This is a genomic window from Bacillus sp. 522_BSPC (assembly GCF_001076885.1).
Lineage (GTDB): Bacteria > Bacillota > Bacilli > Bacillales > Cytobacillaceae > Niallia > Niallia hominis.
The window spans coordinates 1-14180 of sequence record NZ_JVDT01000019.1 but is presented as its reverse complement, the minus strand read 5'-3'; the positions used below and the strand labels follow the sequence as shown (position 1 = coordinate 14180).

13 protein-coding genes are annotated in these 14180 nt (G+C 37.4%); 12 read left to right on the top strand and 1 reads right to left on the bottom strand.

Going from position 1 to position 14180, the window contains the following annotated elements; genetic code table 11:
- Nucleotides 1-38 precede the first annotated feature (38 nt).
- Nucleotides 39-800, top strand: coding sequence for a transposase (locus tag ADJ83_RS01825; protein ID WP_031540562.1), 762 nt, complete (start codon nt 39-41; stop codon nt 798-800).
- Between the two features lie 156 nt (nt 801-956).
- Here the strand turns inward: ADJ83_RS01825 and ADJ83_RS01820 are convergent, their stop codons facing one another.
- Nucleotides 957-2126, bottom strand: a complete 1170-nt coding sequence (locus tag ADJ83_RS01820; RefSeq protein ID WP_152910781.1) for a glucose-1-phosphate adenylyltransferase — start codon at nt 2124-2126, stop codon at nt 957-959.
- A gap of 854 nt (nt 2127-2980) precedes the next feature.
- Here ADJ83_RS01820 and hpf point away from each other — a divergent pair.
- The 11 genes from hpf (at nt 2981) to ADJ83_RS01765 (ending at nt 13824) form a co-directional block, all read left to right on the top strand.
- The gene (gene hpf / locus ADJ83_RS01815; RefSeq protein ID WP_031540560.1) at nt 2981-3529 is read left to right on the top strand and encodes a ribosome hibernation-promoting factor, HPF/YfiA family; all 549 of its coding nucleotides are present in this window, start codon (nt 2981-2983) and stop codon (nt 3527-3529) included.
- A gap of 270 nt (nt 3530-3799) precedes the next feature.
- Entirely contained in the window at nt 3800-4249 is a 450-nt protein-coding gene (locus ADJ83_RS01810) for an Lrp/AsnC family transcriptional regulator (RefSeq protein ID WP_031540559.1), read from the top strand.
- A 596-nt stretch (nt 4250-4845) separates the two neighbouring features.
- On the top strand, nt 4846-5790 hold the full coding sequence (gene nikB / locus ADJ83_RS01805) for a nickel ABC transporter permease (RefSeq protein WP_031540558.1): 945 nt from the start codon (nt 4846-4848) through the stop codon (nt 5788-5790).
- A gap of 15 nt (nt 5791-5805) precedes the next feature.
- Nucleotides 5806-6705, top strand: a complete 900-nt coding sequence (locus ADJ83_RS01800; RefSeq protein WP_031540557.1) for an ABC transporter permease — start codon at nt 5806-5808, stop codon at nt 6703-6705.
- 30 nt (nt 6706-6735) lie between these two features.
- A complete protein-coding gene (locus ADJ83_RS01795; protein WP_031540556.1) occupies nt 6736-8265 on the top strand; it encodes a glutathione ABC transporter substrate-binding protein in 1530 nt (509 codons plus the stop codon).
- 8 nt (nt 8266-8273) lie between these two features.
- Complete coding sequence (locus ADJ83_RS01790; RefSeq protein WP_031540555.1) at nt 8274-9284, top strand: ABC transporter ATP-binding protein; 1011 nt, start codon at nt 8274-8276, stop codon at nt 9282-9284.
- Nucleotides 9253-10245 (top strand): ABC transporter ATP-binding protein, encoded by a 993-nt coding sequence (locus tag ADJ83_RS01785; RefSeq protein WP_031540554.1) that lies wholly within the window; start codon nt 9253-9255, stop codon nt 10243-10245. The genes ADJ83_RS01790 and ADJ83_RS01785 overlap by 32 nt, the downstream gene beginning before the upstream one ends.
- Before the next feature lies 1 nt (nt 10246).
- Nucleotides 10247-11857: a gamma-glutamyltransferase family protein gene (locus ADJ83_RS01780; RefSeq protein WP_031540553.1), complete on the top strand. Its 1611-nt coding sequence runs from the start codon at nt 10247-10249 to the stop codon at nt 11855-11857.
- Nucleotides 11858-11881: 24 nt separating this feature from the next.
- Complete coding sequence (locus tag ADJ83_RS01775; RefSeq protein WP_031540552.1) at nt 11882-12445, top strand: chromate transporter; 564 nt, start codon at nt 11882-11884, stop codon at nt 12443-12445.
- Nucleotides 12442-12972 (top strand): chromate transporter, encoded by a 531-nt coding sequence (locus ADJ83_RS01770; protein WP_031540551.1) that lies wholly within the window; start codon nt 12442-12444, stop codon nt 12970-12972. Before ADJ83_RS01775 ends, ADJ83_RS01770 begins: the two co-directional genes overlap by 4 nt.
- A 15-nt stretch (nt 12973-12987) precedes the next feature.
- Entirely contained in the window at nt 12988-13824 is an 837-nt protein-coding gene (locus tag ADJ83_RS01765) for a DUF1028 domain-containing protein (RefSeq protein ID WP_031540550.1), read from the top strand.
- The last annotated feature ends 356 nt before the right edge of the window (nt 13825-14180 follow it).

The following is a 14180-nucleotide window of genomic DNA, read 5'->3' as shown; positions in this document are numbered from 1 at the left end:
TAGGAGTAAATTTAGTTATTGTATGGAGGTGGTGCTTATTGGCAAGAAATCCAAGGAAAAAGAGTGTGAATGGTATTTATCACATTATTATAAGAGGTATTAATAGACAAATTATTTTTGAAGATAACGGGGATAAAATCCAATACTTAAAAACATTAAAAAAGTATAAGGGGATTTGTAAGTTTAAGTTATATGGTTATTGTTTGATGGATAATCATATTCATCTTTTGTGTAAAGAAACAGATGAATCGATTTCAGAGATAGTGAAGAGAATTAGCTCCAGTTATGTCCATTGGTATAATGCAAAATATGATAGGAGTGGCCATTTGTTTGAGGGGCGGTTTAAAAGTGAGACCGTTGAAGATGTGAGATACTTTTTAACGGTGCTTCGATATATTCATCAAAATCCACTAAAAGCTGGTGTATCAAAGAATGTTTTGAATTGTAAATGGACGAGCATAAGCGAGTATATGGATAAACCTAATTTGGTTGATACAGAACTTGCTCTTCAACTATTTTCGAGTGATGAGAAAAAAGCATTAGAATTATTTAAAGCATATTCTTTTGAACTTAATGAAGAGAACTGTTTAGATTCGAATAACGCTGTTAAAGTTGCTGATGAAGAAGTTTTGAAAATAATGAGGAGTTTAGAAATACCCAATAATGCTACCCTACAGAAACTGAATAAAAAAGAGAGAGATAAATTATTAAAGAAGCTGAAATGCATAGAAGGAGTAACTATTAGACAAATAGCAAGAATTACTGGCATATCCAAAAGCGTTGTTCAGCGTGCAAAGTAAGAAGAAGGAGATGAAAACAGAAGAAAGGGAGCGAATATCCAATTGTGGATACTTGCTCCCTTTTTCCTTTTAAGTTAAGCTGGGACAGAGAACCTGACCCCACTGTCCCACTGAGAACTGGGACAAGGAACCTGACCCCCACTGTCCCATTACCACTCAAATCACCCGAGACAACCCAACACGAGTCTGCTTATTCTCCACATTCTCACCAATCAACACAATCTCCGAATCTGCGTCTTCTGGTGCAATAATGCTATGATCCTCCACTTTTACTTTACAAGCAGTAACACTTTTTTCGATGACTACATTTTCACCGATAACGGTTCCAGGAAGGAGTACGGAGTCTTTAACGATTGATCCTTTTCCGATAATGACATCATGGAAGATGACAGAGTTTTCTACTGTTCCATAAATTTCGCAGCCTTCACTAATAATGGAGCGTTTTACGGTAGCGGAAGATTCAATATAGGATGGGGCAAAGCAGTGTTCGTGGGTAAATACGGTCCAGTCTTTGTCATTTAGAAAGATATTGCTTTCTTTTGATAATAAGTCCATATTTGCTTCCCAGAAGCTGTCGATTGTCCCAACGTCTTTCCAGTAGCCTTTAAACGTATAGGCGTGTAATTTGCGGTTATCTGTAAGCATGGCAGGAATAATATCTTTCCCAAAATCCTTTGATGATAATTCATTTTTTTCTTCTTTTTGTAAATAGTTTTTAAGTGTTTTCCATTTAAAGATATAGACACCCATTGAAGCAAGATTTGACTGTGGGTTAGCTGGCTTTTCCTCGAAATCAACGATGCGGTTGCTTTTGCTGTCTGTATTCATGATTCCGAAGCGGCTAGCTTCTTCCCATGGAACTTCTGTCACAGAAATCGTTGCATCTGCGCCTGTTTTTATATGCTGTTGTAACATTAGGTTGTAATCCATTTTATAAATATGGTCGCCAGAAATAACGAGAACATATTCCGGGTTATACTGGTCAATATAGGACATATTTTGATAGATAGCATGTGCTGTACCATCATACCAGCGTTCTTCTGTACCACATTGGTATGGAGGAAGGATGCTTAGTCCGCCATCTCTGCTGTCCAAATCCCAATCTTTTCCGTCTTTAATGTAATTTTGCAGTACATGTGGCTGGTATTGTGTTAGTACACCAACGGTATCTATTCCTGAATTACGGCAATTGCTTAAAGTGAAATCAACAATACGATATTTTCCTCCAAATGGTACTGCTGGTTTCGCTAATTCTTCTGTTAGTTTTTTTAGTCTTGTCCCTCTTCCTCCAGCTAAAAGCATTGCGATACATTTTTTATTCAAAATAGATCCCTCCAGTATGCGTTGTCAAATCTTCCATTGTTAGAATTTCAAGAGAAAGTAAGATGCTCCTTATTTTTCCAGAATTTTTTCAAATTTTAAGAACATCTCTTAAAAAGAAAATGTTCCTCACGTTTCTATCAAGTAAGTAGATCTATTTCGTTATAAACGATCATCTTCCCAAAGTTTATAAAAGTACTCTTCCTCTTCCATTTCTTTTAATTCTGCTTCATGCTGATTTTGTAAAATTTTTTCACTCATTCATTGTACCTCCAAGTTAATTTCTTAATGTGTTCATTGTAGCAAATATAAAACAATGAATTGTAAAAATATTTTGATTAATTTCGATAAATCTCGACACAAACCTAGGTGATGATACTCACAATTACATCTTTTGTTAGGAATATAGGCTTCTCCTCATAGATTATGTCGAAATGTTTTTAAATAGAGCAATTGGTTGTCTAGATATTTAACAACAATAGAATTAACCTTTAATAGGAAAAATACTAGTATTGACGGCCTTTTGCCTATCTAAATTCTTAAAATAACTAATTCTTTTAGCAGGAATAAGTTGCTTTATATTTAAGGAACGTGACGTTTTATTTATGCTGTATATATATCCTGTCCGCCGTTGATTGAAACATTTTCTGACATAAAAATTTGCTGGAATTATTATACTAATAAATTTCCTCATAAAAATGTTCACAAGTTTGTCGAAATTTCATATCGTTTTAGCAGGATTTTAGTAGGGTAGGCTAGAAATATATAGTATAGTCAAAATGATTCCTTCTAGGTATATTTCTATTTACCATTAGGAAAAAATAAGACTTGCACTGGAAACTATAAAGGAGGAGTAACTTATGAATTTCAACATTAGAGGAGAAAACATTGAGGTAACTCCAGCAATTAGAGAGTATGTCGAAAAGAAAATATCCAAATTAGAAAGATATTTTTCTGAAACACCAGATGCAAAAGTAAACGTCAACCTTAAAACATATAATGACAAAACGTCTAAGGTCGAGGTTACGATTCCAATGTCCCAGCTGCTGTTGCGTGCAGAAGAAGACCATATGGACATGTACGCAGCAATCGATTTAATCTCAGATAAATTAGAAAGACAAATAAGAAAACATAAAACAAAAGTAAATCGTAAGCATAGAGAAAAAGGCAATTTAAATGAACTATTCGGTTCTTATGAAAGTGTGCCAAGTGGTGAGGATGAAGAACAAGAGCTAGAAATCGTTCGCCAAAAACGCTTCAACCTAAAACCAATGGACAGCGAAGAAGCCATCCTGCAAATGGATTTATTGGGCCATAACTTCTTCGTCTATACAGATGCTGAAACAAATAACACGAATATCGTCTACAAACGAAAAGATGGAAAATACGGATTAATAGAAGCACAATAAAAAACAAACCTGCAGCGAAAAGCTGCAGGTTTTATTCATAAAGTAAGACGGAGAAAAGATATAGTGAAATATAAAATATCAATATAATCATTCAAAAAATAAGCCTCCCTTTTTGTACATCATATATGTCAATAGACAAACTCTCCAAATTCCTACAGCTAATTTGTAATCCACATTTGAAAGTTTGAAAATTCTTAAAAATACTTCCCTATTTTTAAAGGAAAGGCTATAATGAGACATAATTTAAAACAGAAGATGCGTGGTGGTTAAATGAAATTGGATGAAACAGATAAAAAGATATTAGAATTACTTACAGCAAATGGCAGGCTGTCCTATGTGGAGATCGGGAAAGAACTAAATTTGTCAAGAGTGGCAATCAGAGAAAGAGTCAGTCAATTAATCGAAAATGGAGTCATTGAAAAATTTAGTGCTGTCATCAATTCCGAAAAAGTAGGTAAGACGGTTTCTGCCTTTTTTGAAGTGGACTGTGAGCCAGCTTCCCTTATTCAAGTAGCACAAACGCTTGCGGAAAATCCAGTTGTAGCAAGCTGCTATCAAATGACAGGGCCAAGTACTTTACATATGCACGTCTTAGTGGAAGACTTTGAAGCATTAGAAAGCTTCACGAACAATGAACTATATTCCTTAGAAGGTATAACACGAGTAGAGAGCCATATCCTTTTAAGAAGATTTAAAAGTAGAAATGGCTTAAAAATTTGATACATAGCAAAGAAAAATCAAATCCATTCGGTTTGATTTTTTTGTTTTTATACGAAACGTATTCAGAAATTCTATAATATATTTTTCAGTAAAAGGAAATAAAAACCGACGACTCGTGTTTTTATTGCAAAATTCTACAAATTTCTTCTGAAAAAGTTTATAGGTAAATGATGGAACCTTTTATTTTATTGGAATAGTAATGCTCTTTTTAATTCTTTATCTAAAGAAGACTTTTTGTGAGAGATAATCCTAAATTTAATAGAATAATGTATATTAATACCTATTTTTGAATGATTATTAGAGAAGTGTTTCTATAGTCTTTTCCTTTTCCGTATTAGTAGAAATCTTTGTGAAAAACATATTATTATTTCGGAAAACTAAATGATAGGGAAACGAAAAGGTTTACAATGATTCTGTTAATATTGAATATATAAAATTATTAAATTTTTTTGAAAAATCACTAGAATTCTTATTATAACTATCTTATAATCATGAATATTAAATATTTGCTTTCGTTTGTTAATTAAATAAAGAAATTTAGTTTACTTTTGAAAGTGGAAATTGGTTATTTTTACAAAGAGGGGAAGGTGAGACGGTTGATCTCGATGATTATTAGAAGGTTATTTCAGCTAGTATTATTGCTTATTGGAATATCTTTCTTAGTTTTTGCTAGTATGCACTTGGCACCGGGGGATCCAGCTTCAATCATAGCAGGACCAACAGCATCATCTTCTGATATTGATGCGATTAAAGAAAGCTTAGGATTGAACAAACCCTTTCTTGTACAGTATTGGGATTATCTAAAAAATGTCTTACAGGGTGATCTAGGTTATTCTTATCAGACGAAACAATCTGTATCAGAAGCTATCGCCATAAGATTTCCAAATACTTTGAATTTAGCGATAGCAAGTATCATTGTTGCAATCGTCATTGGGTTGGTTGCTGGTATTATTTCAGCACTCAAGCAAAACTCATGGCTAGATGTATTTAGCACAGTATTTTCCTTAGGTGGGATATCAATTCCAAACTTTTGGCTAGGCTCCATCTTAATTTTAGTATTTGCCGTGAATCTGCAAATACTGCCGGTCGGTGGATTAGATGCTCCATTTTGGACGATAGAAGGAATGCAACAGTTAATTCTGCCTGCTATTACATTAGGAACAGGTTCAGCTGCAATGATTGCCAGGATGAGTCGTTCTTCGATGCTAGAAGTCATTCAAGCTGATTATGTACGAACAGCAAGAGCAAAAGGGGTAAAAGAAAGTTCCATTATTGGTGTTCATGCAATGAAAAATGCAATGATTCCAGTCATTACCGTAATTGGCGTTAACTTTGGAGGATTATTAGGAGGAACAATTATTACGGAACAAGTTTTTGCGATAAACGGTGTTGGAAGATTAATGATTGATGCGATTGCTTCAAGAGATTTTCCAATGGTGCAAGGTTCTGTATTATTGGTAGCTTCCCTCTTTGTTTTAGTCAATTTAATCGTAGATATTATATATGTATTTGTAGATCCAAGAATCAGCTATGACAATTAGGAAAGGGGGAAACCAATGGAAACTGTACCAAATCCACAACTATCTCCAACTGTGAAGAAAGTGAAAAAAGATTCCTTTCTATTAGACACTTGGAAAAAATTAATTAAAAATCGGTTAGCGGTCGTTGGATTGATTATTATTATTTTGCAAATAGTTATAGCAATAGCTGCACCGTTAATCACAAGCTATGATCCTGCTCGCCAAAATCTGGAAGGAACTGAATTACCAATGTTCACGGAAGGCCATTGGCTCGGTACAGATAATTATGGGCGTGATATGTGGAGCAGAATCGCTTATGGAGCAAGAATTTCTCTTGTAGTAGGTAGTATTGCCGTCGTTCTTGGATTAGTTGGCGGGATTACCTTAGGGTTATTAGCAGGATATTATCGCAAATTAGATGGGATAATTATGAGAATAGTAGATTTATTATTTTCTTTCCCAGGTATTTTACTTGCAATGCTTATCATTGCAGTACTTGGAACTAGTTTAGTAAATGTGGCAATTGCGATCAGTATTTGGTCCATTCCTTCTTGTGCGAGGATTGTCAGAGGTTCCGTTTTATCGGTCAAAAAACAAGAATACGTAATGGCAATGAAATCACTTGGAGCAAGCGATTTGCGCATCATGTTTAAGCATATTTTGCCAAACTGTACAGCACCAATCATCGTGTTTGCAACGATGCGGATGGCAACAGCCATTCTATCCACTGCATCCCTCAGTTATTTAGGATTAGGGGCTCAGCCGCCGACACCTGAATGGGGAGCAATGATATCACAAGGCCAGGCGTATATGTGGACATCTCCTCATATGACGATTATTCCTGGTATTGCCATTATGCTTACAGTGTTTGCGTTTAATGTTGTCGGTGATGGATTAAGAGATGCGCTCGATCCGAATATGAAAGTTAATCAATAACAAATACATAGATTAAGGGAGAGTTTTTAGATGAAAAAGATAGTTTTTGCCATGATGGCATTATTGCTGCTTGTTGCAGCAGGATGTTCGAATTCTAGTGGGGGATCCAGTTCAAATGGAGAAAGTGTAGCACAGGAAATAACATATGCGACAACTTCAGATGTTGTAGGATTATCCCCAATTTTAACAAATGATTCTGTTTCTTCTTCTGTCAATGAGCAAGTGTATGAAACATTGTTTACACGTAATTCGGAAACAATGGAAATTGAACCACTTTTAGCAGAGTCCTATGAAAATCCAGATGATTTAACATGGATAATTAAATTAAAAGAAGGAATTAAGTTCCAAGATGGTACAGACTTTAATGCAGAAGCAGTAAAATATACCTTTGATAAATTCCGTGATCCAGAAACAGCGGCACCACGCGCATCTTTGCTTGAACCGATTGAATCTGTCAATGTACAAGATGAATACACTGTAGAGATTAAAACAAAGTATGCATACGGTGCTTTACTTGCAGCACTTTCTCATTCTAATGCTGCCATCGTTAGTCCAGAGGCTGATAAAAATGGCGATTTAATGAAAAATCCTGTCGGTACTGGTCCATTTAAATTTGTAAGCTGGACACCAGGTGAATCTGTTGTATTGGAAAAATATACTGATTACTGGCAGGGGGAAGCAAAACTAGACAAAATTACATTTAAAGTGGTACCTGAAGTAACAACTGCAATTTCGATGCTACAAGCAGGAGATGTTCAATTTATTGATGGTATTCCAACAGAGCAATTGTCTCGTGTAGAAGGTCTTAAAAATGTAGAAGTACAGAAAAAAGAAGGTACACCTGTTTATTGGTACGGATTTAACATGGAAAAGGAACCAATGAACAATCTTGAATTCCGTCAAGCGGTAGCATATGCATTAAATCGAGATGCTTATGTAAAGCAACTTAATGGCTTAGGGGTAGCTGGTAACAGCATTATTGGACCAAAAGTATTCGGCTATGATGAAGCAAGTAATGATGCTGGCTATGATTATAACTTAGAAAAAGCTAAAGAATTAGTGGAGAAAAACGGATTTGGCGATAAAGAGTATACATTGCTTGTAGCAAACAGAGCGAACTATATGAAAATGGCAGAAATTAGCCAATCTCAATTACAAGAGGCAGGTTTCAAAATCAAAATTGAAACAATGGAGTGGGGTGCATTCTTAGATGCAAGTCGTAATGGCGACTATGAAATGAACTTCTTAAGCTGGACTAACTCAACTGCAGATGGAAGTGAATTATTATACCCTAATTTCCATTCCGATAATGTTGGCTCGTCTAACATGGTGAGATACAGCAATGAAACGTTTGATAAATTAGTAGAAGAAAGTCGTGAAAGTGTAGACCAAGATGTGCGTAAAGCAAAACTGAAAGAAGCAAATGAGTTTCTTGTAAAAGATGCACCAGCTATTGTCATGAATCATGGTGTAGTAACACTTGCGTATGATAAATCTGTTAAAGGATTAGACATTGATCCAACAGGAACTTGGTCACTATATAAAGTTTACAGAGAGTAGGGATAAAAATGGAGAAGAAGCTATTATCTGTAAAAGACTTACGGACAAATTTTCGTACAGCTGATGGGGAACTGTCAGCTGTACGAGGAATTTCTTTTGACTTAGATAAGGGAGAAACATTATGCATTGTGGGGGAATCAGGTTGTGGGAAAAGTATTACCTCCCTTTCCCTTATGGGGCTTCTTCCGAGCAATGGCTATATAAGCAAAGATTCTTCGATTGATTTAAATGGAACAGATCTATCAAAGCTCACAAAGGACCAATTACGTTCTATTAGAGGGCGCGATATGGCGATGATCTTCCAAGAACCAATGACTGCTCTAAATCCAGTGTTAACGATAGGGTATCAGCTTAGAGAGCCTCTTATGCTTCATCAGCAGTTATCCAAGCAAAAGGCACATGCCAAAGGAATTGACCTGTTAAAGCAGGTAGGAATTCCTTACCCTGAAAAAAGAATGAAGCAATATCCACATGAATTAAGTGGTGGAATGAGGCAACGTGTCATGATTGCCATTGCGTTATCGTGCCGTCCCCAATTATTGATTGCAGATGAACCAACAACTGCTTTAGATGTAACAATTCAGGCGCAAATTTTAGATTTAATGGATGATTTAAAGAAACAGCTAGGCATGGGAGTGATTATGGTTACTCATGATATGGGAGTAGTCGCTGAAATCGCTGATCGCGTCATGGTTATGTATGCTGGAGAAAAGGTGGAAGAAGGCGATGTGGAGAGTATATTTATAAATCCACAGCATCCGTACACAAGAGGTTTGCTCCATTCTGTGCCAGATATTGATGACTCATCCTTTGAACTGGAAGCAATACCAGGTTCATTGCCTAACTTAAATGAAGAAATAAGTGGATGCCGTTTTCATCCGCGCTGTCCATTTGCTACAGATAGATGTAAAGCAGAATCACCGAAGGAATATGAGCTTCATTCCGCTCATCGCGTAAAATGCTGGTTGCAGGAGGAGGTGGAAATACATGCAGACGATCGAGAAACAATCCCTTCTTAAATTAGAAGGTGTTAAAAAGTACTTTCCTATTAAAGGCGGTTTGTTACAAAGGGTTCAAGGTCATGTGAAAGCTGTCGAGAATGTTAGTTTAGAAGTTTTTGAGGGTGAAAGTGTTGGAGTAGTAGGTGAATCTGGGTGTGGAAAATCCACGCTCGGCCGAACCGTTCTTGGCTTAGAGGATATAACGGATGGAAAGGTCTATTTTCAAAGCCAAGATACACAAGCACTTTCTGGTAAAGAAAGAAAAGCAATCAAAAAAGACATGCAGATGATTTTCCAGGACCCTTATGCTTCTTTAAATCCTCGTCAAAAAATTGGAAATGCATTAGAAGAAGCATTTGTTATTCATACAAATCTAGCAAAAGAAGAAAGAAAACGAAGAGTAATAGAGCTTTTACAAGAAGTAGGGCTAAAAGAAGAACACTATGATCGATATCCCCACGAATTTAGTGGTGGACAACGTCAGCGTATCGGAATTGCTCGTGCGATTGCCCTTAATCCTTCCCTTATTATTTGTGATGAAGCAGTATCTGCTTTAGACGTATCGGTTCAAGCACAAGTATTAAAATTAATGAAGGGCTTAAAAGATAAGTATCAATTAACTTATTTATTTATCTCCCATGATTTAGGTGTAGTTCGCTATTTCTGCGATCGGGTATTAGTCATGTACTTAGGGAATACGATGGAGCTAGCTTCCTCGGAACAATTATATGAAAATCCACTTCATCCTTATACAAAAGCGTTGTTATCCTCGATTCCACGCCCTAAAATAGGTGTAAAGGGTGAACGCATTCGCTTACAGGGAGAAATTCCGAATCCAGCGAACCCGCCATCAGGCTGTCCATTTCATACCCGCTGTCCGATTGCAACTGACTTATGTAAACAATCGAAACCAGAGTGGAAAGAAGCAGAGCCGAATCATTTTGTAGCCTGTCATTATGTCGGAAAGGAATTGAATTAATATGAAATTAGATTACTTATATCATCCTTATCCATCCCAACGCAATACTGTTTTTGCCAAGAAAGGAATGGTTGCTACTTCCCAGCCTTTAGCTGCTCAAGCTGGGCTGGAGATTTTGCAGAAGGGGGGAAACGCAATTGATGCGGCGATTGCTACAGCAGCGGCATTAACGGTAGTAGAACCTACTTCTAATGGAATCGGTGGAGATGCGTTTGCACTTGTATGGGTAAAAGACAAACTTCATGGATTAAACGCAAGTGGTCCTGCTCCAAACGCTATTTCCATTGATGATTTAAAAGCGAAGGGCTTCGAGAAGATGCCAACCCATGGTGTTATCCCAGTTACTGTACCGGGAGTTCCATCTGCTTGGGCTGCTCTTGCTGAGAAATTTGGAAAGCTGCCTTTAAAAGAAACATTAGCACCTGCTATTCGTCTTGCAGAAGAGGGGTATCCAATTAGTCCAACTTTAGGAAAGTATTGGAACCTTGCCTATAATCGTTTTAAAGAAATTTTTCAAGGAGAAGAGTATAAGCCTTGGTTTGATACATTTGCACCAAACGGAAAAGTACCACAAATTGGTGAAATTTGGTCATCAAAAGGTCATGCAGCTACTTTGCGCTCGATTGCAGAAACGAATGCAGAAAGCTTTTACCGTGGAGAATTAGCAGACAAAATATCGCAATTTATGGAGGAGCATGATGGCTATCTTCGTAAAGAGGATCTAGCTCGCTTTTATCCAGAATGGGTAGACCCGATTTCTGTTTCTTACAAAGGCTATGATGTTTGGGAAATTCCGCCAAATGGCCAAGGTTTAGTGGCGTTAATGGCGCTTAATATTGCAAAAGGCTTTGATTTAACCGAGAAGGATTCTGTTGATACATATCATAAACATATTGAAGCAATGAAGCTTGCATTCACAGATGGGAAAGCCTTTATTACGGAAGAAAAAGAGATGCCTCATACGGTGAGTGAGCTATTAAGTGAAGAATACGCAGCGTTAAGAAGAGAATTAATTGGCGAGCATGCGATTACTCCTGAGCCTTTATCTCCTCCAAAGGGCGGAACGGTATACTTAGCAGCTGCAGATGAAGAAGGAAATATGATTTCCTATATTCAAAGTAACTATATGGGCTTTGGTTCAGGGATTGTCATTCCAGGAACAGGAATCGGTCTGCAAAATCGTGGACATGATTTCTCACTAGATCCAACCCATCCCAATGCATTAAAGCCAGGGAAACGAACATATCATACCATTATTCCTGGGTTCCTTACCAAAGATAATAAACCAGTTGGTCCTTTTGGGGTTATGGGTGGCTATATGCAGCCACAAGGACATTTCCAGGTAATAACAAATACAATCGACTTCCATTTAAACCCACAAGCTGCTTTAGATGCACCAAGATGGCAGTGGATGGAAGGCAAGAAAATTTTAGTAGAACCTCATTTTCCAAACTATCTCGCTCAAGCACTGGCAAGACGAGGGCATGAGATTCAAACGGCTACAGACTACGGTCATTTTGGCAGAGGACAAATCATCTGGCGAGATGAAGAAACAGGTGCATTAATTGGAGGAACAGAATCAAGAACAGATGGAGCGATTGCATCCTGGTAAGACGTCAGAAAGGTTGTTGATTTTATGACATATTGGCATCTATTTCTTGCTTTTTTCCGAGTGGGAATATTAGGATATGGCGGCGGTCCATCTTCTATCCCACTTGTGAAAAACGAAGTAGTGGATAAATATAAATGGATGACAGATGATGAGTTTTCCGATGTTTTAGCATTAGGGAATGCATTGCCTGGACCGATTGCAACCAAAATGGCAGGCTATATTGGTTGGCAAGTAAAGGGAGTCTTTGGAATGATAATTGCCATTATCGCATCTGTTGTTCCTACTATTTTATTAATGATTGTTCTTTTAACCTTTTTAAATTCTTTCAAGGATAAGCCTTGGGTATTAGGAATGACAAAGGCAGTAGTTCCAGTAGTTGGCGTGATGCTTGGGGTATTGACAGTGGACTTTTTAAAGAAAGTAAATACTAGCTTTGGCGTGAAGCTAACGATTGGGTTAGTTGTAGCAAGTATCATTCTTTTAGTTCTTCTGAATATCCATCCTGCGATTGTGATTGGCGTCGTCATTGTCATTTCACTTCTAAGTAAGAAGGAGAAGCAGGAAGTGAAAGAGGTGAAGGCTTCGTGATTTATTGGCACATCTTTTGGGCATTTTTTCTGCCTGGAATTCTTGGTTATGGAGGCGGACCTGCTTCGATTCCTTTAGTGGAAAAAGAAGTGGTTGATCGGTATGAATGGGTAACAGAAAATGAATTTAGTGAAATGCTTGCAATGGGAAATGCATTGCCTGGACCAATTGCGACCAAAATGGCAGGCTATATCGGGTTTCAAGAGGGTGGAGTACTTGGCGCAATCATCGGTGTGTTTGCAACAGTCGCCCCATCCTTAATTTTAATGATTGTCCTCTTACGTTTGCTAATGAAATTTAAAGATTCTCCAAAAGTGAATCTACTGACAAACTTAGTTAGACCAGTAATTGCTGTTTTGCTGGCAATGATGACAATCAGTTTTTTCCAAAATTCTTATCATGGAATTGGAATTCTGCAGACTGCATTCATTGGCCTCATTAGCTTCATTTTATTAGAAAAAGTAAAAGTTCATCCTGCTTATGTGATAGCAGGTTCCCTTGTATATGGGGCAATTTTCTTAGCTTAAAAAGGAGGCAAGAACATGACATTTTCTATTGTCGGGTATGATCCACAGGAAAAAGAATGGGGCATTGCTGTCCAATCGAAATTTCTTGGTGTTGGAGCAGTTGTTCCATGGGCAAAGGCAGGAGTGGGAGCAGTTGCTACTCAATCTTATGCAAATACGTCCTTTGGTCCAGAAGGCTTACGTTTAATGGAAGAGGGAAAATCAGCAGAAGAAGCATTGCATGCCTTATTAGACAAGGACCCAGGCAGAGAGCAAAGACAAGTTGGTTTTATTGATGCTAACGGCAATGCAGCAACGTTCACGGGAAAAGAATGCTATAACTGGGCTGGAGGGGTAACAGGGCCTCATTTTGCAGCACAGGGAAATATTCTAGTAGACGAGAATACAGTAAAAGCAATGGCTGACACTTTTCAAAAGGCAGAAGGAAGTCTTGCTGAACGATTACTTGCAGCATTGCAAGCAGGACAAAATGCAGGCGGCGATAGTAGAGGACAGCAATCAGCAGCACTACTTGTTGTAAAGGATAGAGGTGGATATGGAGGCTTTAATGATCGCTATATTGATTTACGTGTAGAAGATCATGTGGAGCCAATCCAAGAACTAACCCGCATCTATCAATTACAGCAACTATATTTTGCTCCCTCAAAGCCAGAGAATATTATTCCAATCGAAGGAAGAACGTTAGAGGAACTAACGACACACCTTCAAAGATTGGGCTATCTAAACGAAACAATCACGGCAATATCTGAAGCACTTACTACCTATATTCATACCGAGAACTTTGAAGAACGAGAACAAAAAGAGGGCTTTATTGATTCAGAAGTGCTCGAGTATATGAAAAAACAAAAATAATCAAACTAGAAACTTCCTATTATATAGGGAGTTTTTTGTTTGATAAAAGAGAAGTTAAGTGTAGCCTCCATCTTGCGAACTAATTGATTTGGCAGAACAAGTTGATCTACAGTAATCATTTCTAATTGGTCTCTTTGAATAGAAGAATGTTTGGAAGGGAGTGTTTCAACTCTAAAAAATTTTCTAGCTGTAATTTAAAAACAGAGCAGTTAAAATTCTAGACTAAATTGATAAAGCCATGTTGATTGGAGCGGAAGGGGTGAGACTCCTATGGGAGATGCGAGAAAGTCCGAGACCCTGCAGGAGCGAAACGAGGGCACTGAAAAAGTCTAGTTCTCCAAATTAAATGAGGTTTT